We start from the raw sequence: 19,571 nt of genomic DNA, 5'->3' as shown, positions 1-19,571 counted from the left end.
CCGTGCAGGCGTGCCGTGGAGCATGCTTCGCCGCACGTCTCAGCTGTGCGACTTCTCGAGTGTGGAGGGTGCCGGCGCCACTCTGTCGAAGACCTCGTCGATCTCCTGCTCCGCCGTGCTCGTGAGGAGATAGGCCTGTGCCTCGCCGACGTGGAAGTACATCCCGTGCAACTGGAGCGAGCCCTCGGCGAGTCGTCGGGCCACCGACTCATGGGCCCTCAAATGCTCCAGTTGCTGGACGACATTGGTCAGGCACAGCTGCTCCACCGCGTCGGTGGGCAGGCGGCCGGAGATCCTGGCCCAGTGGTTGTGCCGACTCTTCATCCGCTTCAGGCTGGGCTGGCCATGGCGCAACCAGCGTCTCAGGGGCGTCTGCACCCCCTCGGGCGGGCTGGCCAGCAATGCCTGCATCGCACCGCAGCCCGAGTGCCCGCAGATGGTGATCGAGTCCACTGAGAGCACGTCCACGGCGTACTCGATCGCAGCTGCCACGGAGTCGTCGCCGGTCCCCTCTTCCGGGTGCGGGACGAGATTGCCCACATTGCGCACCGTGAACAGGTCACCCGGTCCGCTCGCCGTGATCATGCTGGTCACCAGTCGGGAGTCGGCGCAGGTGATGAACAGCTGGGAGGGCCGTTGGCCCTCGCGCGCCAGCCGTGCCAACTCCTCGCGGACCAGGGGGGCGGTATTGCGCTGAAAGGAGCTGATCCCACTGGCCAGATGGTGGGCGTCGGCCTGCTGCGGGCGCTCACCGCAGTGGTGGTTGCGCCAGGGGTCCAGGGGCGGCAGCACCCATGGGCCTCGTCCGACGGTTCGCTGATCGGCACGCCCGACCGGCCGGTGATCTCCACCGTCCCGCCCTGCGCAACGTGCGAGGTCTGCCAGTCGTGGATGGTTTCGTACGCGGCGTGGTCCATGAACGAGCCGTCCAGTTCCACGACCGTGTCCGCTCCGTGGGGGACCTCGTGCAGCAACCTGCTGAGCCGTGGTACTGCGAGAAAGGTCAGCTGCCCTCGGGCACGTACGCGGTACCGGCCTTCCTGTTCCTCCATCGTGATCCGTGTCCGGGTGAGCCGGTACAGCGCGACGGTGACCGCGACCGCCACTCCGATGATCACGCCCGCCAGGACGTCGGTGATCACCACGGCGCCGAGCGTGGTGGCGTAGACGAGCGTCTCGCGGTTTCTCTTCACCTTGCGCAGATGAGTGATGTTGACCATCTGCATCCCGACCACCATCACGAGCGCCGCGAGTGCGGCGAGCGGAATCAGGTCGATGACCGGAACCAGGAACAGCGCCGCGACGACGATCCACAACCCGTGGAGCATCGTGGAGTGCCGGCTGACGGCGCCGGACGCCACGTTCGCCGTGCTGCGGACGGCGACGCCGGCGATGGGCAGCCCACCGAGGGCACCCGACACGATGTTGGCAGCGCCTTGGCCGGCCAGCTCCCGATCGAGGTCGGAGCGGGGGACGAGACCGTGCGGGTCCTGACGGGCCGCGACCAGCTTGTCCACGGCCACCGCGGACAGCAGTGACTGCACGCTGGTCACCAGGGTGATGGTGACGACGGCCGCGGCGAGCCCGAGCACCGGACCGTCGGGCAACGAGGGCAGCGCATGACTGCGCCAGGAGGGCAGGTCGACCTGGGGCAGTTGGAGGCCGACGACGGCGGCCATCGCGGTCGCCGTCACCACGGCGGCGAGGGCGGCGGGAACCTTCCGGGCGATCCTGCCGGCGCTGCCCGGGAGGCGGGACCAGCCCAGCAGCACGGCGATGGTCAACGCGCTGACCGCGAGAGCGGCGGGCCGGGCGTCGGCCAACTGCGCCGGCAGACCCTGGACATTGGCGAGGACCGAGCTCTGCGGGGTGCCGCCGAGGACGATGTGGAGTTGGGCGAGGGCGATCGTGACACCGATGCCCGCCAGCATGCCGTGCACGATCGCCGGGCTGACAGCAAGAGCCGAGCGGGCGACCCGAAGCGCTGCCATGCCGAGTTGGCACAGGCCGGCGAGCACGGTGATCGCGCAGGTGACACGCCAGCCGTACTGGTGGATCAACTCGGCCGTCACCACCGTCAGTCCAGCGGCGGGTCCACTGACCTGGAGCGGGGAGCCGCCGAGCCGCCCGGCGACGATGCCGCCGACGGCGGCGGCGACGAGCCCGGCCTGCAAGGGGGCGCCGGTGGCGAGCGCGATGCCGAGGGAGAGCGGCAGGGCGATCAGGAACACGGAGACGGATGCCGAGAGATCGGCCCCGGCGATGCGGAAGCGGCGGTAAGAGCCGGGCGGGCCGTGCGGGCGCTGGAAGCGAGATGTGGCGGACACCTCCCCCCGAGTCGGGCGGGGTGGCTCTTCGCGAGCTTGTCGGGCTCGTGCGAAGGATCGTCGGCGCGAGTAGGGGCGCAGGACATGGTTCCCGTCTCCTCCGGGGCAGCGCGGTCGCGGAATGGGGACGCGGCCGTGGGTCACGGCATGCAGCGGCGGGATACTTCAAACGTTCGGTAAATGGATCGTAATGCAGAGTAAAGACTCGGGCATTATTTTCCGTGCAAATAGGGCAATGTTTCACCCAATATGGTGATTAGTAATTTCATCTCGGCTCGTCGCTCACCCTCTCCGCCCATCGCGGTGCGACTTTGACGGCTCCGTATGCATCGCCGTCAGACAGTCGTATTGGCACAGGAATGAGGTGGGCGGATGTTGGCCGCCACAAAGAGGGTCGTCGCCGTCGGCGCGGTCGCCACGGCGCTGATTGCAGGTCTCGCAGGGTGTTCCGACCAGAAGGCGCCGGGCGGCTCGGCCGGTGACCAGGGCACTTCCGGCGGGAAGGAAGGGGTCGCCGCGCCGAAGAGCGCCGTACGCCTCATCGGCGACGGGTCCACGGCCTTCACCGGCGCCCAGCCCGGCCTCCTTCGGCCAGAACGCCTCAAGCCCGGCCAGAAGCCCCCGCAGTTCGTGGTCTTCTCCTGGGACGGCGCAGGCGAGGACAGCCAGAAGCTGTTCTCGCACTTCCGCGAAGTCGGCAAGAAGTACGACGCGACGATGACGTACTTCCTCAGCGGCGTCTATCTCCTCCCCGAGGAGAAGCGGTCGATGTACAACCCGCCGCAGCACTCGGCCGGCCGCTCCGACATCGGCTTCAACGACGTGGACGGGATCAGGGACACCGTTCGCGAGCTGCGCGCCGCCTGGCTGGACGGCAACGAGGTGGGGACCCACTTCAACGGCCACTTCTGCGGCAAGGACGGCGGGGTGGGCACCTGGTCCGTCGAGGAGTGGAAGAGCGAGATCAGCCAGGCCAAGTCCTTCGTCAAGAACTGGAAGACGAACGCGGGCCTGGCCTCCGTGGACCCGCTTCCGTTCGACTACGACAAGGAACTCATCGGCGCCCGCACGCCGTGCCTCGAGGGCCGCGACAACTTCATCCGCGCCGCGAGCAAGCTCGGCTTCCGCTACGACACCAGCGGCGTCAACAACCAGGTGTGGCCGAAGAAGGAGCTCGGCCTGTGGGACCTCTCCCTCCAGATGGTCCCGGTGCCCGGCCGCGCCTTCGAGACGCTGGCGATGGACTACAACTTCATGGTCAACCAGTCCGGCACCGTCAAGGGTGACCCCTCGAAGCACGCCTACTGGGGCAACCAGATGCGCGACGGCCTGATCAAGGCCTTCGACCGCGCCTACGAGGGCAACCGCGCACCGCTGATCATCGGCAACCACTTCGAATCGTGGAACGGCGGCACATACATGCGCGCCATCGAGGAGACGATCGCGACGGTGTGCGTGAAGAGCGACGTTAGGTGCGTGTCGTTCCGTCAACTCGTGGACTGGCTCGACGCGCAGGACCCGAAGGTCCTCGAGAAGCTGCGGGGCCTCGACGTCGGAGAGGCGCCGAAGGGCGGCTGGATGAAGTTCCTGGCCAAGCCGGTGGCTCCGGCGGCCCCGCCGGCCGACAAGCCCGCCAAGAAGTCGGCCGAGAAGGCGGCGACCGAGCAGGCCAAGAAGGACTGAGCGGCCGGCCGGCGCCGAACGCCGCACGCGCCTGACAGCGGCCGGTCCCGTCCCTGACTCCTGGGGCAGGACCGGCCGTCGGCATCAGCGGGGCTGCGCCACAGGGATGTGCTCGCCGAGCATGAACGAGGGATCCACCTGCGCCGCCAGGTCGGCTCCCGTCCTGGCGTTCCCCCAGCTCTCGGCATTCTTCAGATGGAAGTGCACCATCTGCCGTGTGTAGCGCTCCCAGTCGCGAGCCGCATAAGAGTCCTCCGCCGCGTTCTGCAGGCTCTGCAGGGCCATGCGATTGTCCGCCTCCAGCAGCTCGAAGGCGGGCGGACGTCCCTTCTCCATGGCGCGTACCCAGTTGGAGTGCCCCATGGTGACGAGCAGGTCGTCGCCCACTTCCTCCTTGAGGAACGCGATGTCGTCCGGACCCTGCACCTTATTTCCCACGACCTTCAGGGCCACACCGAAGTCGCGCGCGTACTCCCTGTACTGGCGGTACACGGAAACGCCCTTGAGGGTGGGTTCGGCCACCAGGAACGTCATGTCGAAGCGGGTGAACATCCCGGAGGCGAACGAGTCGGAGCCTGCGGTCATGTCGACCACCACGTACTCCTCCGGGCCGTCCACGAGGTGGTTCAGACAGAGCTCGACGGCTCCGACTTTGGAGTGGTAGCAGGAGACACCGAGATCCGACTCGGTGAAGGGGCCGGTCGCCATCAATCGGATGTCGCCGTCGTCGAGCCGGACCGTGCGGGCGCACGCGTCGTACACCGGGTTGTCCTCGACGACGCGCAACAGTCGCGATCCCTCGCCGGGAGGGGTGGTTTTGATCATCGTGTCGGCCGAGGCGATGCGGGGGTTGGAACCCCGCAGGTAGTCCTTGATCAGCGGCAGATGGGCGCCCATCGCAGGCAGCGCCCCCGCCTCTGCCTCGTCGAGGCCGAGCGCGGCCCCGAGATGCTGGTTGATGTCGGCGTCAACCGCGATGACGTCGGCCTCGTTGGCGGCCAGGTGACGAATGAAGAGGGAGGACAGGGTCGTCTTGCCGCTGCCGCCCTTCCCTACGAAAGCGATCTTCATGTTCACCTAGAGTAGCGGAGTGATTGCTTCACGTTGCCGCGAGGGGTGAGGAAGGCCACTCCAAGGTGAGGCGACCCACCCGCGCGCGTAACCTCGCTACCTATGAGTACGAACGCCTCGTCGGCCGATCCCCTCGCCGCCCTCGGTGCCCTGCCGGGCGTTGCCGACTCCGTTGATTCCGTGCGGAAGGCCGTCGACAGGGTCTACGGGCACCGGGTCATGCGCCGACGCAGCAACGAGATCACTTCCGAGGCCGCCCTGCGCGGAGCGCGTGGTTCGGCCGCGCTGTCCGGGGCGGACTGGGCGCTGGAAGAGGTGCGCAGGCGTACCGACTTCGGCAGCGAGGCGGAGGCGCGCACCGTCGGCGCCGCCCTGCGGCTCACGGCGGAAGCGGGGCAGCTGCTCTCCATCTGGCGGCAGTCGCCGCTGCGCGTCCTCGCCCGGCTGCACCTGGTCGCGGCCGGCCGCGCGGTCGACGACGACACGGTCGGACGACCGCGACTGCCCGGCGAGACGGTGGACGAGCCGCTGATCAACGCGCCGCTGCCGGACGTCGCCGAGGTGACGGGCCGGCTGGACGGCCTGGCGGAGCTGATCATCGCAGGCACCGACGCGCCTGCCCTGGTCACGGCTGCGGTGGTGCACGGCGAGCTCCTGGCCCTGCGGCCCTTCGGCTCGTACAACGGGCTGGTCGCCAGGGCGGCCGAGCGGATCGTGCTCATCGGCAGCGGGCTCGACCCGAAGTCGATCTGCCCGGCCGAGGTGGGCCATGCCGAGCAGGGCAGGGCCGCCTATGTCGCCGCCTTCGAGGCGTATCTGACCGGGACGCCGGAGGGGCTGGCCGCGTGGATCGCCCACTGTGCCCGCGCGGTGGAACTCGGCGTCAGGGAGTCGACCGCGGTGTGCGAGGCGCTTCAGCGCGGTGCTGCCTGAGGCTGCTGCATTGCTTGAGAACGCAGCCTGAGCTGCGGAAAAGCCCCTGGAACGGGTTGCGGCGGTACCGCTTCCGGTACCGCCGCTGGCATGAGCCCCGAGTTACCATGCGTCCTCGAAATATTGCCCATCAGGTCGGGAACTTTGCCCGTCACCTGGTGCGGCTGGCCCGTAATCGACGGGTCGACGTCGCGTGGGTGCTCAGCTTTCATGCTTCGGTCCGTGGGGCCTTCTGCGTTACAGACGATCCTTTCGGATGGACCTCGGTCTCGCGGGCCGTGACTCCTTTGTACTACTGCGGACACAGATGTGAAAGCCCTGCCTGCAGTTCTTTACTTTTAGGTTCAAATACGGGCGAACCGAATCGTCGTCTGACAGGCCGGTGCACCCCGCACGGCCTTCGAGGCACCGTGCTCCGGGAGGCGGCGCGTGTCAGCCGGTGGCAGCCTGTGCGGCCGCGGCGGTCCGCCGGCGGCTGGCGTACCAGACGAGCCCGGCCGTGGCCGCCGCCGCCCCCACGGCGGCCATCGCGATCAGGGCAGGCCGCGGTGTCATCGAGAAGCCGGGCAGTCGCTGCTTCAACCGCACCGGACGGTTGAAGTCGAGAATCGGCCAGTCCCGCAGGACCGCCTCCCGGCGCAGCCCGCGCCCCGGGTTCACCGCGTACGGATGCCCGACGGCCGCGAGCATGGGGACGTCGGTGACCGAGTCGCTGTACGCGTAGCTGCGCGACAGGTCGTACCCCTCCGACTCGGCGAGTTCCCGGATCGCCTCCGCCTTGGTGGGTCCGTAGGCGTAGTAGCCGACCTCGCCGGTGAAGCAGCCGTCGTCGCCGACCACCATGCGGGTGGCCACCACCCGGTCCGCGCCGAGCAGTTCGCCGATCGGCTCGACGACCTCGGCGCCGGAGGTGGAGACGATCACAACGTCTCGGCCGGCGGCGTGATGCTCCTCGATGAGTGAGGCGGCCTCGTCGTAGATGATCGGGTCGATGAGGTCGTGGAGCGTCTCGGCGACGATCTCCTTGACCTGCTGGACGTTCCAGCCTTTGCAGAGCATGGAGAGGTACTCGCGCATCCGCTCCATCTGGTCGTGGTCGGCACCGCCGGCGAGAAAAACGAACTGGGCATAGGCGGTACGCAGTACGGCGCGCCGGTTGATCAGCCCGCCTTGGTAGAAGGACTTGCTGAAGGTCAGGGTCGATGACTTCGCAATGACCGTCTTGTCCAGGTCAAAGAAGGCGGCTGTGCGCGGCAAGGAGTGGTTTTCCACGAGGCAGAGCATATGTGCCCGCCATTCGGCGTACGCTCGGGCGTGTGGGTTTGCCTGAGAAGGCTCTCGGGTACACCATGGAAGTCACGGATCGTTCGCGACCGTGCTAACCCGGTCCGGCTCCTCCCCCCCGAGTCGGCCGGAGAGACGACCCCCGCTCTCCCCCCGGCGGGGGTCGTCGCATGTCCGGGCACGTTTTCCCGGCTCTTCCGCGCTTCGGGCGCCGGCGTTCGCCCTTCGAGGGATCCGGACGGCACCGGACGGCTCACCCCCGGATTCGTCACTGACCGTAGTTGACGGGCTGCTCTCCGAGAGTCTTCCGAGGAGTCTGCAGAGCCGCTCCGAGATCCCTCCATGAGTCATCAAGCACTCACCGGTATGAGCTACCGGGATATTCACAAGTGGCGAGTTGTCCACAGCTTTTCAGCAAGATCCACACGATTTTTCACTGGGCCGCACCGTGATTCCACCCGCGTAAGTCGCGGGCCGAAGGAATCACGGATCTCGATGCGATGCGAGATCGCAGAGGGAAGGGGTGGAGATCGTGGCCGGATCCATCACATCGGACCGCCCGCGCGCCGCGGAGGAGCGGCCTTGCGGGCCCTTGATCGTCACCGAGGACATCGAGCTGCTCGATGATCTGCTGCGGTTGTGTGCCGCAGCGGGTGCCGAGCCGGAGGTCCACCATTCGCCGCCGGAGCGGAAGGGCGGTTGGGAGGGCGCGCCGCTCGTCCTCGTCGGCGACGATGCCGCCGCACGCTGCCGCGGAGCCTCGCGCAGGCGCGGGGTGTTCCTGGTGGGCAAGGACCAGGACGACCCGGAGGTCTGGCGGCGAGCCGTGGAGATCGGGGCCGACTGCGTGCTGCGGCTCCCGGACGCGGAGAGCTGGCTGGTCGACCGGATCGCGGACGTCGCCGAAGGCGTCGGGCGTCAGGCGCTGACCGTGGGCGTGATCGGCGGCCGTGGCGGCGCGGGGGCATCGACCCTGGCCACCGCTCTCGCGGTGACGGCCGCCCGCGGCGGGCGGCGCACGATGCTCGTCGACGGCGATCCGCTCGGCGGGGGACTCGACGTGCTGCTCGGAGGCGAGCACACGGAAGGCAGGCGATGGCCGGATTTCGCCGCTTCGAAGGGCCGAGTCGCCGGCGGTGCGCTGGAGGAGTCGCTGCCCGAGCTGCATGCGCTGCGCGTGCTCAGCTGGGACCGCGGCGATTCCGTCGTCATCCCCCCGCAGGCCATGAGGTCCGTCCTGGCGGCCGCCCGCCGACGGGGCGGAGTGGTGGTCGTCGACCTGCCCCGGCGCGTCGACGAGGGCGTGGCGGAGGCCTTGGCACAGCTCGATCTCGGTCTGCTCGTCGTGCCGGGCGAGCTGCGGGCGGTCGCCGCCGCGAACAGGGTGGCCTCCGCGGTGGGCATGGTTCTGGCGGACCTGCGGGTGGTGTGCCGCGGTCCTTACGCGCCGGGGTTGGACGAGCAGTGGGTGGCGGCCGCGCTCGGACTGCCGCTCGCCGGTGAACTGCCGACAGAGCCCGGACTGGCGGCCGCGCAGACCTCCGGAGCGCCACCGGGCGGCAGCGGCCGTGGACCGCTGGTCAGGTTCTGCACCGCTTTCTGGGAGCGCGTACTGGTGGGGGAGGGCGTCGCATGAGCTCCGGACTGTTGGAGGCGGTTCGGCAGCGCCTCGCGGAGAGCGGTGCGGAGCCCACGCCGGCCCGCGTGGCCGCGGCGCTGCGGGCGCAGGGCCGGCTGCTGGGCGACGCCGAAGTGCTGGGTGGCACGGAGCGGTTGCGCTGCGAGCTGGTGGGCACGGGGCCGCTGGAGCCGCTGCTGGCCGACCCGTCGGTCACGGACGTGCTGGTTTCCGCGCCCGACCGGGTCTGGGTGGACCGGGGCAGGGGCCTTGAACTCACCGAGGTGACCTTCGCGGACGCGGCGTCGGTGCGCAGACTGGCCCAGCGGCTCGCGGCAGTGGCCGAGCGGCGGCTGGACGACGCCCGTCCATGGGTGGACGCCCGTCTGCCCGACGGAACACGGATGCATGCCGTGATCCCTCCCGTGGCAGTCGGCTCGACGTGCCTTTCGCTGCGCGTCGTGCGGCCCCGCGCGTTCTCCGTCGGGGAGTTGGTCACCGCCGGCACGGTGCCACCCGGCGGGGACAGGCTGCTGCGGGCGCTGATCGAGGCCCGGCTCTCGTTCCTGATCAGCGGCGGGACCGGTTCGGGGAAGACGACGCTGCTCAGCACTCTTCTGGGGATGGTCGGGGACCGGGAGCGCATCGTCCTGGCCGAGGACTCGGCCGAATTGAGACCCGAGCATCCGCATGTGGTGCGGCTGGAGTCGCGCACGGCGAACCAGGAGGGCGCGGGGCGCGTGACCTTGAGGGACCTGGTGAGGCAGGCGCTGCGTATGCGCCCCGACCGGCTGGTGGTCGGCGAGGTCCGGGGAGCGGAGGTGACCGAACTCCTGGCGGCTCTCAATACAGGCCATGAAGGTGGCTGCGGCACTGTCCATGCGAACGCGGCTGCGGACGTGCCGGCTCGGCTCGAGGCGCTGGGCACCGCGGCCGGACTCGACCGGGCCGCGCTGCACAGCCAGTTGGCCGCTGCTCTCGCGGTCGTGATCCACCTCGTGCGGGACGGGGCAGGCAGGCGGCGGCTGGCGGAGATCCATGTGCTGGAGCGGGACGCTGCGGGACTGGTGGTGACGGTGCCGGCCCTGAGATGGGCGAAGGGGGCGTTCGCGAGGGACGCCGGCTGGGAGCGGCTGCGGGCCCTGGTCGGTGATGCGCTGTGACGGTCGTCCAGTCGATGTGCGCGGCGGCTCTGTGCCTGATCGCGGCCGCTTGGCTGCTGACCGGCGGGCAGGAGCAGGCGCTGCGGAGGGCGCGCTTGCTGTTCGCGGGCCAAGGGGCGGTGGCGGTGCCGCCGTGGTGGTCGGGGGAGCGGCTGCTGCCCGTGATCAGGTTCCGCAAGGAGTGGTTGTGCCTGCCCGCGGGAGCTGTGGCGGCCGTCGCCGGTGAATCTCCGCTGCCGCTGGCAGCGGGAGCCGTCGCCGTGCCGTTGGTGCGGCGGTGGCTGCGGGCCCGGGAGCGCAGGAGGGACGAGGAACGGCGGGCCCAGGGCGTCATCGGTCTGTGCGGGGCGACGGCCGGGGAGCTGAGAGCGGGACTGCAGCCGGCACAGGCACTGCTCTTCGCCGTGGGGGCGTCGGACGTCCTCGGCGACGCGGAAGCCGAGGTGCTGGCGGCGGCGAGGTTCGGCGGAGACGTGCCCGAGGCGTTGCGGACGGCGGCACGGCAGCCGGGTGCGGAAGGGTTGGCCGGGGTGGCGGCGTGCTGGCGGGTCGCTGTGGACAGCGGTGCCGGTTTGGCAGCCGGGTTGGACCGTCTGGAAGCCGCCCTGCGCGCGGAGATGGATCAACGGGAGGAGTTGAAGGCGCAGTTGGCAGGCGCTTGGTCGACCATCGTGCTGCTTGCGCTGCTGCCGGTCGCGGGTCTGGCCATGGGCTGGGCTCTCGGGGCCGATCCGCTGCATGTGCTGTTCCACAGCCCCGCAGGTATCGCCTGTCTGGTCATCGGAGCGCTGCTGGAGACAGCGGGGCTGTGCTGGGCCGGACGCATCGTACGTGCCGGAGAAGAGGCATGAGCGGCGAAGTCCTCCACAGGCTGGGGACGACGGTGGCCGTTCTCGCCGCTGTGACCTGCCTCGGCTTCCTGGCGGCGGCGAAGCGGAGAGAAGGCAAGGCGCGTACGAGGGGCATGGCATTGCTGCGGGCGGGGCCCGAAGTCCGCAGCAGGCGCCTTGACTTCAAACGATGGGCCAAGCCCTGCGTGGCGCCGCTGGGTGTGGCCGCCGCCGGCTGGTTCCTGGTCGGCGGACCCGCGGGCGGCGCAGTGGGACTTGTCGCTGCCTTGGGAGTGCGCCGATGGCAGGAGGGCCGTCAACGGCGGACCGGCGTCGGCACGCTTGGGGCCGACGCCCGTAGGGAGGCGGCGCGCCAGTTGCCGCTCGCGGCCGACCTGATGGCCTCGTGCCTATCCGCCGGAGCGGGCCCGCGGGAGGCGGCGGAGGCGGTCGGCGAGTCGCTGGGAGGCCCCGTCGGTGCCCGCCTCGCACGGACTGCCGCACAGCTCCGGCTCGGTGCCGAACCGGCGCCTGCGTGGGGCTGCTTCGGGGAGATACAGGGCGCGGAGCCGCTGGCGCGCTGTTTGGAGCGGGCCGACTCCACCGGAGCGCCCGCCGCGGATCCGGTGTCCCGGCTCGCGGAGCGATTCCGTGCGGAGCGTGCCCGCGCCGTGGCCGGCCGGGGACGCAGGGCGCAGGTGCTGATCACGGCACCGGTGGGGCTGTGCTTCCTGCCCGCCTTCCTCGCGGTCGGCGTGGCGCCCGTGGTGATCGGGCTGGCGGGCGGGCTCCTACGCGGCAGCTGACGGCAGGCAACTCGATGACGCGGAAAACAATTTCGACATCAGGAGGTTCGACATGTGGCAAGCGATGCGGGTTCGGCTGACCGCGCTGAGGCGCAGGATGCGCGCCGACGACGGAATGACCACATCCGAGTACGCGATGGGAACGATCGCCGCGTGCGCGTTCGCGGCGGTCCTCTACAAGATCGTCACCAGCGGCACGGTATCGGGAGCGCTGGAAGCCGTGATCGGGAAGGCGCTCGATGCGCAGTTCTGAGGCATCCGGCGCGGATGCGTGCCCTGGCACCGGGTCAGCTTTAGGCGCAGGGTCGGGGCCAGGGGGCGCGGTCGGCCCGGGGCGAGACGATGCCCGAGGCAATGGTTGCGGCACGCTGTTCGGGGACAGGGGGTCCGTGACGGCGGAGGCCGCCGTCGCCGTGCCGGCACTGGTGATGTTCACCATGGGGCTGGTCTGGGCCTTGATGGCGGCTTCGGCCCAGATCCAGTGCGTGGACGCCGCGCGGGCCGGTGCTCGCGCGGCGGCCAGGTCGGAGCCGCAGGCCGCGGCGCTCGCCGCCGCCCGTTCCGCTGCACCGCGCGGCTCCGCGGTCACCCTCACACGGAACGGTGACCTGTGGCGCGTACGCGTCGAGGCGGACACTCCCGGACCTGGCGCGCTTGCCCTGACGCTGAGCGCGGAGGCGGCCGCGCTCGCCGAGGACTCCGTGGAACAGGAGCAGAGGGCGGTCGTGCCGGGCGCCGCCGTGGGGCCGGGCACCGGCCCTCGGACCGTCGCGGGCCAGGCTGCACGGGACCGGCCGCCCGGCGGCACCGTACGGGGCGCCGCCCCGCCCCCGGCATCGGCCCTGGTGGCTGTCTCAGGCCCCGCCCCGGGCGCCAGGGTCCACGGACACCGGGCCGGCGCTGAGGAGCGGGGAGGGAGCCTTGTGCTGGTTCGGGCGGACCGAGGGGGCCGGGGAAGCGACACAGGGCCCGCACCTGTCGTCGGCGTGCCGAGGGCCGAACGCTTCGAGCGGCCCGGCACGGCCACAGCGGCGATCATGAAGGTGGTGCCGTGAGTGAGGACCGTGGCTCGGCGACCGTGTGGGCGGCGATGGCGACGACCGTTCTGTGTGCGGTGTTCGTGATCATTCTGGCGATGGGGCAGGCCGTGGTCGCCCGTCACCGGGCGGGAGCCGCGGCCGACCTCGCGGCCCTCGCCGCCGCCGACAACGCCCTGCGGGGCACGGCCAAGGCCTGTGCGACGGCGGGCCGGGTGGCCGACGCGCAGGGAGCGCAGCTCGTCCGGTGCTCCGTGAGGGGCGAGATCTCGGACGTGACGGCGATGGCCCGCTTCGGCCCGTACGCCCCGGCGGTCAGGGCGCGGGCGGGCCCGCCGGGGCCTCCTGGGCCGTCGGTGCGGTCCGGAGCAACTCCGTGAGCAGCCGGACCGCGCCCCGCTTGTGCAGCGGATCGTTGCCGTTGCCGCACTTGGGCGACTGGATGCACGACGGGCAGCCCGCTTCGCATTCGCACGAGGCGATCGCCTCCCGGGTGGCGGTGAGCCACTCGCGGGCCGTGTGGAAGGCCCGCTCGGCGAAGCCCGCCCCGCCCGGATGCCCGTCGTACACGAAAACGGTCGGAAGCAGCGTGTCGGGATGGAGCGGCACGGAGACGCCTCCGATGTCCCAGCGGTCGCAGGTGGCGAACAGGGGCAGCATCCCGATCGAGGCGTGCTCGGCGGCGTGCAGCGCCCCGCCCAGCTGCTCCGGGTTGATCCGGGCGGCGTCCAGCTGGTCCTCGGTGACGGTCCACCACACGGCACGGGTACGCAGGGTCCGGGGAGGCAGGTCGAGCTTGGACTCCCCGAGGACCTCGCCGGTGATGAGCCTGCGCCGCAGGAAGGAGACGACCTGGTTGGTGACTTCGACGGAGCCGTAGCTCAGGCGTCCGTCTCCCCATGGGATCTCGATGTCGGTTTCGAGTACGGAGATGGAGGTGGTGTCGCGTGCGGTGGTCGAGTAGGGCGGGCCGGCCTCCGTGACGAGGGCGACGGAGTCCTCCAGGTCGAGCTTGTCGACCAGGTACGTCCGGCCTTGGTGCAGGTGGACGGCTCCGTCGTGGACCGCGGTGTGGGCGGCCCCCTCGTCGACCGTGCCGAGCAGCCGGCCCGTGGCGGACTCGACGATCTGGACGGGGCGCCCGCCGCCGCCCCGGATGTCGGTCAGGTCGGCGGCCCGCTCACGACGGGTCCAGTGCCAGCCCGATGTCCGCCGCCGCAGCAGCCTCGCGGCCTCCAGCTGGGGCATGAGTTCCGACGCGCCCGGACCGAAGAGTTCCAGGTCGGTCTCGGTGAGCGGGAGCTCGGCGGCTGCCGCGCACAGATGCGGGGCCAGCACGTAGGGGTTGTCCGGGTCGAGGACGGTGGATTCCACCGGACGGTCGAACAGGGCCTCGGGATGGTGGACGAGATACGTGTCCAGGGGGTCGTCACGGGCCACGAGCACGGCGAGGGCTCCCTGACCCGAACGGCCCGCCCTGCCCGCCTGCTGCCACAGGGAGGCTCGTGTGCCGGGGTAACCGGCGATCACGACGGCGTCCAGGCCGGCGACGTCCACACCCAGCTCGAGGGCGGTGGTGGCCGCCAGACCGAGGAGTTCGCCGGAGTGCAGGGCGCGCTCCAGCGCCCGGCGCTCCTCGGGGAGATAGCCACCTCGGTAGGCGGCGACACGCCGGGGCAGGGATCGGTCCACCTCGGCGAGGCGCTCCTTGGCGATGACGGAGATGAGCTCGGCGCCGCGCCGGGAGCGGACGAAGGCCACGCTGCGGACGCCCTGCACCGTCAGATCGGTCAGGAGGTCGGCGGTCTCCGCGGTCGCGGTGCGGCGTACGGGCGCGCCCTTCTCGCCTTGGAGCTCGGTCAGCGGCGGTTCCCACAGTGCGAAGACCAGCTCTCCGCGCGGGGAGGCGTCGTCCGCGACCTCCTGCACGGGCAGACCGGTGAGCCGGCCGGCGGCGACGGCCGGTTCCGCCGACGTGGCGGAGGCGAGCAGGAAGACCGGATTCGCTCCGTAGCGCGCGCACAGCCGGCGAAGGCGCCGCAGCACCTGGGCCACATGGGAGCCGAAGACGCCGCGGTAGGTGTGGCACTCGTCGATCACGACGTACCGCAGTGAGCGGAGGAAGGAGGACCAGCGTGGGTGGGCGGGGAGTATCCCGCGGTGCAGCATGTCCGGGTTGGTGAGGACGTAATTGGCGTACTGGCGCACCCATTCGCGTTCCTCGACCGGCGTGTCGCCGTCGTAGACGGCGGGCCGGATCCGGTTGCCGAGCGGGGCCGCCAGCTCCTTCACCGCGCGGCGCTGATCGGCCGCGAGCGCCTTGGTGGGCGCCAGGTAGAGGGCGGTGGTGCCTCGGCCGTTGGCGGCCTCCGCGCCGTCGAGCAGCGTACTGAGTACGGGGGCCAGATAGGCGAGGGACTTGCCGGACGCCGTGCCGGTCGCGATGACCACGGACTCGCCGTCCAGGGCGTGCTCGGCGGCGGTCGCCTGGTGGGCCCAGGGGTGCTCGATTCCGGCATGCTGAACGGCGCTGATCACTTCTGCCCGGATGCGGTCCGGCCAGACGGCATGCCTACCCGGTCGAGGGGGCAGGTGCTCCGTATGAGTGATGCGCGCAGCCCGGCTCGCACCAGCGGTGAGCCGGTCGAGGACCGTGCTGGGGGAGGGGCGGTTGTCCACGCTCCCGGGCGGTCGACTGGGACGGTGATTCATGGCCATCGGCACCGAGTGTGTCACTGGCGTGACGGACAATGGTCCCAAGGCGTCGTGCATGGCTGCTGGTAAGTGATTGAATGCCATCGCGGCTGGCGACCGTCCTCCGGCTCCGTCGGGGAGACTTGAAGGGCGGCCGCTCGATAGCAAGGTGCTGGAGGATCCGTGGACCTGTCCCTGTCGACTCGCAATGTGTCCGGACCTGGTGGCGACCGTACGGTCGTCGAGGTCGGTGGCGAGATTGATGTGTATACCGCGCCCAAGCTGCGCGAGCAGTTGGTCGAGTTGGTGAACGACGGCAGCTACCACCTGGTTGTCGACATGGAGGGCGTGGACTTCCTCGACTCCACCGGCCTCGGCGTGCTCGTGGGCGGGCTCAAGCGTGTGCGTGCGCACGAGGGCTCCCTGCGCCTGGTCTGCAACCAGGAGCGCATTCTCAAGATCTTCCGGATCACGGGTCTGACCAAGGTGTTCCCCATTCACACCACGGTCGACGAAGCCGTCGCGGCGACCGACTGACGGTCGGCCGGAGACTGCCGGAAGCAAGAGGGGCCCCGGGCATCCAGCCCGGGCCTCTGAGAGGCACGCCCGTACGTCGAGAGGCACGCCCGTACGTCCGAGGGGGACTGCATGGCCACCGTTGAGCTCCGCTTCAGCGCCCAGCCCGAACATGTCAGGACAGCGAGATTGGTCGCCGCTGCCGTGGCTCGTCGTGCCGGGGTCGAGGAGGCGGTGCTGGACGAGGTCCGGCTCGCCGTCGGAGAGGCCTGCAGCCGTGCTGTCGGACTGCACCGCAGCCATGGCATCACCGCGCCCGTACGGGTGGTCCTGGCCGACGAGGAAAAAATCTTCTCCATCGAGGTCGGTGACGAGGTCCCGAGCGCGGGCGCCGGCTCCACAGCCGTGTCCGGCGGCCGCGGCGAGGGCACCGAGGAAGTCGACACGGAGGGCGAGGACGAGATGGGTCTCGCCGTCATCAGCGGCCTCGTCGACGACGTGGAGGTCTCCTCCACCGACGACGGCGGTGTCATCCGCATGAGCTGGCCGGCGACGTCGTTCGCTGTCACGCCCTGAGTCGTCACCCTCCGAGACGCCCTATCGCTCGGTCCCAGAGTTCAGAGCTGTCGGTCGCTGAGCCGGCGGTCCAAGGGCCTGCTGGTCCTGGAGCGACCCCTGGAGCCCTCGGTCCCGCCCGTCGGTCCCGTCGGTCCCAGAGCCGTCGGCCGAGTTCGTCGCGCCCTGATCGTCGTTTCCTTAAGTCGTCGCGCCTTGATCCGACCGTGCAGGACCGGACAGTCCTGGGGCGGGTGTGCCGGAGGGGCAGATCGGCGTCGTCCGGGCGCCGGTCCCGTTGTCCGCTGATCATTCCGGATCGTTACGACGTAAAGAGGCCCTGCTGAGCAGGGCCTCTTTCGTATTTTCTAGATCATCATTCGGGCGTCAATGCTTTTGCCCCGTTACCGCTTTCGGGGATCATTTCAGGGCCCGATCATTTGCTGAGTAGCAAGTCAAGGTCAATTACATAAACCGCGCCCTGTTTTGATCAGGTTCCGCTCCCTACAATCCGTCCACATCTTGAGCTCTGACGTCAAGGAGGACGAATGGCGGGGCTCTTCAACCCACAGCTGATCGATCACCCCACTTCTCTCGCAGCCGCGGTACTCACGGACGACAACCGACTGATCGTTATTGTGATCGCGGTCGTCGCCCTTGCCGCGCTTGTGGTCGCCCAGCTCCTGGTACGCCAGGTGCTGGCCGCGGGCGAGGGCACCGATTCCATGAAGAAGATCGCGGCCGCGGTGCAGGAAGGCGCGAATGCATATCTGGCACGGCAGCTGCGCACTCTCGGCATCTTCGCCGTCGTGGTGTTCTTCCTGCTGATGCTTCTCCCGGCCGACGACTGGGCGCAGCGCGCCGGGCGCTCGGTGTTCTTCCTGGTGGGTGCGCTTTTCTCGGCGGCCACCGGATACATCGGCATGCGGCTTGCCGTGCGGGCCAATGTGCGCGTCGCCGCTGCCGCGCGCGAAGCCACGCCGGCGGAAGGCGAGCCGGAAAAAGATCTCACGGCCGTCTCGCACAAGGCCATGAAGATCGCTTTTCGTACGGGCGGCGTGGTCGGCATGTTCACGGTGGGCCTCGGCCTGCTGGGCGCGTCCTGCGTCGTGCTCGTCTACGCGGCGGACGCGCCGAAGGTGCTCGAGGGCTTCGGCCTCGGCGCGGCGCTCATCGCGATGTTCATGCGTGTCGGCGGCGGAATCTTCACCAAGGCGGCCGACGTCGGCGCCGACCTCGTCGGCAAGGTCGAGCAGGGCATCCCCGAGGACGACCCGCGCAACGCCGCCACGATCGCCGACAACGTGGGCGACAACGTCGGCGACTGCGCGGGCATGGCGGCCGACCTCTTCGAGTCGTACGCCGTCACGCTCGTCGCGGCCCTCATCCTCGGTATGGCCGCGTTCGGCGACGCCGGGCTCGCCTTCCCGCTCATCGTCCCGGCGATCGGCGTGGTCACCGCGATGATCGGTATCTTCGCGGTCGCCCCGCGGCGCGCCGACCGCAGCGGGATGACGGCGATCAACCGCGGTTTCTTCATCTCCGCGCTGATCTCGCTCGTCCTCGTGGCCGTGGCCGCCTACGTCTACCTGCCCGGCTCGTACGCCGAGTTGAACGGGGTCGGCGACGCGGCGGTCCAGGCGCACGACGGGGACCCGCGGGTCCTGGCGCTCGTCGCCGTCGCGATCGGCATCGTCCTGGCGGCGTTGATCCAGCAGCTGACCGGCTACTTCACGGAGACCAACCGGCGTCCCGTGCGCGACATCGGCAAGTCGTCGCTCACCGGCCCGGCCACCGTCATCCTGGCCGGTATGTCCATCGGTCTCGAATCGGCTGTCTACACCGCGCTGTTGATCGGTCTCGGCGTCTACGGGGCCTTCCTGCTCGGCGGCACGTCGATCATGCTGGCGCTGTTCGCGGTGGCGCTGGCCGGTACCGGTCTGCTCACCACCGTCGGCGTGATCGTGGCCATGGACACCTTCGGCCCGGTCTCGGACAACGCCCAGGGCATCGCCGAGATGTCCGGTGACGTCACCGGCGCGGGCGCCCAGGTCCTGACCGACCTGGACGCCGTGGGCAACACCACCAAGGCCATCACCAAGGGCATCGCGATCGCCACGGCCGTGCTCGCGGCCGCGGCGCTCTTCGGCTCCTACCGCGACGCCATCGCGACGGCGGCCTCGGACGTCGGCGAGAAGCTGGGGGACGGCGCACCGATGAACCTGGTGATGGACATCTCGCAGCCCAACAACCTGGTGGGCCTGGTGCTCGGCGCCGCGGTCGTCTTCCTCTTCTCCGGGCTGGCCATCAACGCGGTGTCCCGCTCCGCGGGCGCCGTGGTCTACGAGGTGCGGCGGCAGTTCCGCGAGCACCCCGGGATCATGGACTACACGGAGAAGCCGGAGTACGGGCGCGTCGTCGACATCTGCACCAAGGACGCGCTGCGGGAGCTGACGACGCCCGGCCTGCTCGCCGTGCTGACACCGATCGCGGTCGGCTTCTCGCTCGGGGTCGGCGCCCTCGGAGCGTTCCTCGCGGGCGCGATCGGCACAGGCACGCTGATGGCCGTCTTCCTCGCCAACTCCGGTGGCGCGTGGGACAACGCCAAGAAGCTCGTCGAGGACGGTCACCACGGCGGAAAGGGCAGTGAGGCGCATGCCGCGACCGTCATCGGCGACACGGTCGGCGACCCGTTCAAGGACACCGCCGGCCCGGCGATCAACCCGCTGCTGAAGGTCATGAACCTGGTTGCGCTGCTCATCGCGCCCGCGGTGGTCCAGTTCAGCTACGGGGACGACTCCAGCGCGGGGGTGCGTGCGGTGGTCGCGGTCCTGGCGATTCTGATCATCGTCGGTGCCGTGTACATCTCGAAGCGGCGGGGCATCGCCGTCGGCGACGAGTCCGGCACTGCGGAGCGCAGCGCGAAGCCGACCGATCCGGCGGTGGTTTCCTGACGCGAGATCAGTGAACGGGCGGGCGGCACGGTGTGACGTGCCGTCCGCCCGTTCGTCTGAGGAATCACCGCTCAGGGTGAGCCTTGTCTCTCTTGGTGCA

At 70.1% G+C, this 19,571-nt stretch carries 14 protein-coding genes and 2 pseudogenes; 12 read left to right on the top strand and 4 right to left on the bottom strand.

From position 1 onward, the window contains the following. Window positions 1-39 precede the first annotated feature (39 nt). A pseudogene (locus GLX30_RS16645) lies at window positions 40-2,327 on the bottom strand (bifunctional SulP family inorganic anion transporter/carbonic anhydrase). Between the two features lie 372 nt (window positions 2,328-2,699). On the opposite strand from GLX30_RS16645, the gene GLX30_RS16640 reads away from it, so the two are divergent. Continuing rightward, window positions 2,700-4,010: a hypothetical protein gene (locus GLX30_RS16640; protein ID WP_159689254.1), complete on the top strand. Its 1,311-nt coding sequence runs from the start codon at window positions 2,700-2,702 to the stop codon at window positions 4,008-4,010. Window positions 4,011-4,094: 84 nt separating this feature from the next. Here GLX30_RS16640 and GLX30_RS16635 read toward each other — a convergent pair whose 3' ends face one another. Beyond that, window positions 4,095-5,081: an ATP-binding protein gene (locus GLX30_RS16635; RefSeq protein ID WP_159689251.1), complete on the bottom strand. Its 987-nt coding sequence runs from the start codon at window positions 5,079-5,081 to the stop codon at window positions 4,095-4,097. Window positions 5,082-5,183: 102 nt separating this feature from the next. Between GLX30_RS16635 and GLX30_RS16630 the strand changes: the two genes are divergently transcribed. Next, a complete protein-coding gene (locus GLX30_RS16630; RefSeq protein WP_159689249.1) occupies window positions 5,184-6,014 on the top strand; it encodes an oxidoreductase in 831 nt (276 codons plus the stop codon). A 432-nt stretch (window positions 6,015-6,446) separates the two neighbouring features. Here the strand turns inward: GLX30_RS16630 and GLX30_RS16625 are convergent, their stop codons facing one another. Next, window positions 6,447-7,298 (bottom strand): HAD-IB family hydrolase, encoded by an 852-nt coding sequence (locus GLX30_RS16625; RefSeq protein ID WP_159689246.1) that lies wholly within the window; start codon window positions 7,296-7,298, stop codon window positions 6,447-6,449. A gap of 532 nt (window positions 7,299-7,830) precedes the next feature. Between GLX30_RS16625 and ssd the strand changes: the two genes are divergently transcribed. The 7 genes and pseudogenes from ssd (at window position 7,831) to GLX30_RS16590 (ending at window position 13,132) form a co-directional block, all read left to right on the top strand. After that, complete coding sequence (gene ssd, locus GLX30_RS16620) at window positions 7,831-8,934, top strand: septum site-determining protein Ssd (protein WP_159689243.1); 1,104 nt, start codon at window positions 7,831-7,833, stop codon at window positions 8,932-8,934. Continuing rightward, complete coding sequence (locus tag GLX30_RS16615) at window positions 8,931-10,079, top strand: TadA family conjugal transfer-associated ATPase (protein WP_159689240.1); 1,149 nt, start codon at window positions 8,931-8,933, stop codon at window positions 10,077-10,079. The genes ssd and GLX30_RS16615 overlap by 4 nt, the downstream gene beginning before the upstream one ends. Before the next feature lie 14 nt (window positions 10,080-10,093). Continuing rightward, on the top strand, window positions 10,094-10,930 hold the full coding sequence (locus tag GLX30_RS16610) for a type II secretion system F family protein (protein ID WP_159695079.1): 837 nt from the start codon (window positions 10,094-10,096) through the stop codon (window positions 10,928-10,930). Next, a complete protein-coding gene (locus GLX30_RS16605; RefSeq protein ID WP_159689238.1) occupies window positions 10,927-11,715 on the top strand; it encodes a type II secretion system F family protein in 789 nt (262 codons plus the stop codon). The genes GLX30_RS16610 and GLX30_RS16605 overlap by 4 nt, the downstream gene beginning before the upstream one ends. A 52-nt stretch (window positions 11,716-11,767) precedes the next feature. Next, window positions 11,768-11,968 carry a DUF4244 domain-containing protein gene (locus GLX30_RS16600; protein ID WP_159689235.1) on the top strand — a complete coding sequence of 67 codons (201 nt, stop codon included), beginning with the start codon at window positions 11,768-11,770 and terminating at the stop codon, window positions 11,966-11,968. 115 nt (window positions 11,969-12,083) lie between these two features. Beyond that, window positions 12,084-12,419: pseudogene (locus GLX30_RS16595) on the top strand (TadE family type IV pilus minor pilin); the annotation flags it as partial. A gap of 347 nt (window positions 12,420-12,766) precedes the next feature. Then, window positions 12,767-13,132 (top strand): Rv3654c family TadE-like protein, encoded by a 366-nt coding sequence (locus GLX30_RS16590; RefSeq protein ID WP_159689232.1) that lies wholly within the window; start codon window positions 12,767-12,769, stop codon window positions 13,130-13,132. Here the strand turns inward: GLX30_RS16590 and GLX30_RS16585 are convergent. Then, the gene (locus GLX30_RS16585; protein ID WP_159689229.1) at window positions 13,068-15,551 is read right to left on the bottom strand and encodes a DEAD/DEAH box helicase; all 2,484 of its coding nucleotides are present in this window, start codon (window positions 15,549-15,551) and stop codon (window positions 13,068-13,070) included. The two genes, GLX30_RS16590 and GLX30_RS16585, sit on opposite strands and share 65 nt — an antisense overlap. Window positions 15,552-15,629: 78 nt before the next feature. Here GLX30_RS16585 and GLX30_RS16580 point away from each other — a divergent pair, with 78 nt between their 5' ends. From GLX30_RS16580 to GLX30_RS16570, 3 genes are all read left to right on the top strand, one after another. Next, entirely contained in the window at window positions 15,630-15,983 is a 354-nt protein-coding gene (locus GLX30_RS16580; RefSeq protein WP_003967428.1) for an STAS domain-containing protein, read from the top strand. Between the two features lie 111 nt (window positions 15,984-16,094). After that, a complete protein-coding gene (locus tag GLX30_RS16575; protein ID WP_159689226.1) occupies window positions 16,095-16,538 on the top strand; it encodes an ATP-binding protein in 444 nt (147 codons plus the stop codon). A 527-nt stretch (window positions 16,539-17,065) separates the two neighbouring features. Next, window positions 17,066-19,471, top strand: a complete 2,406-nt coding sequence (locus GLX30_RS16570) for a sodium-translocating pyrophosphatase (protein ID WP_159689223.1) — start codon at window positions 17,066-17,068, stop codon at window positions 19,469-19,471. Window positions 19,472-19,571 lie beyond the last annotated feature (100 nt).

Source organism: Streptomyces sp. Tu 2975, from assembly GCF_009832925.1.
GTDB lineage: Bacteria > Actinomycetota > Actinomycetes > Streptomycetales > Streptomycetaceae > Streptomyces.
The sequence above is the reverse complement of the archived record's forward strand: the minus strand, read 5'-3'. Positions and strand labels throughout refer to the sequence as shown.

Bases quoted from the DNA above. Each gene is read 5' to 3' on its own strand.
- GLX30_RS16605 (WP_159689238.1), top strand. From the start codon at position 10,927: ATGAGCGGCGAAGTCCTCCACAGGCTGGGGACGACGGTGGCCGTTCTC.
- GLX30_RS16635 (WP_159689251.1), bottom strand. From the start codon at position 5,081: ATGAAGATCGCTTTCGTAGGGAAGGGCGGCAGCGGCAAGACGACCCTG.
- GLX30_RS16640 (WP_159689254.1), top strand. From the start codon at position 2,700: ATGTTGGCCGCCACAAAGAGGGTCGTCGCCGTCGGCGCGGTCGCCACG.
- GLX30_RS16585 (WP_159689229.1), bottom strand. From the start codon at position 15,551: ATGGCATTCAATCACTTACCAGCAGCCATGCACGACGCCTTGGGACCA.
- GLX30_RS16600 (WP_159689235.1), top strand. From the start codon at position 11,768: ATGTGGCAAGCGATGCGGGTTCGGCTGACCGCGCTGAGGCGCAGGATG.
- GLX30_RS16630 (WP_159689249.1), top strand. From the start codon at position 5,184: ATGAGTACGAACGCCTCGTCGGCCGATCCCCTCGCCGCCCTCGGTGCC.
- GLX30_RS16570 (WP_159689223.1), top strand. From the start codon at position 17,066: ATGGCGGGGCTCTTCAACCCACAGCTGATCGATCACCCCACTTCTCTC.
- GLX30_RS16625 (WP_159689246.1), bottom strand. From the start codon at position 7,298: ATGCTCTGCCTCGTGGAAAACCACTCCTTGCCGCGCACAGCCGCCTTC.
- GLX30_RS16610 (WP_159695079.1), top strand. From the start codon at position 10,094: ATGTGCGCGGCGGCTCTGTGCCTGATCGCGGCCGCTTGGCTGCTGACC.
- GLX30_RS16615 (WP_159689240.1), top strand. From the start codon at position 8,931: ATGAGCTCCGGACTGTTGGAGGCGGTTCGGCAGCGCCTCGCGGAGAGC.
- GLX30_RS16575 (WP_159689226.1), top strand. From the start codon at position 16,095: ATGGCCACCGTTGAGCTCCGCTTCAGCGCCCAGCCCGAACATGTCAGG.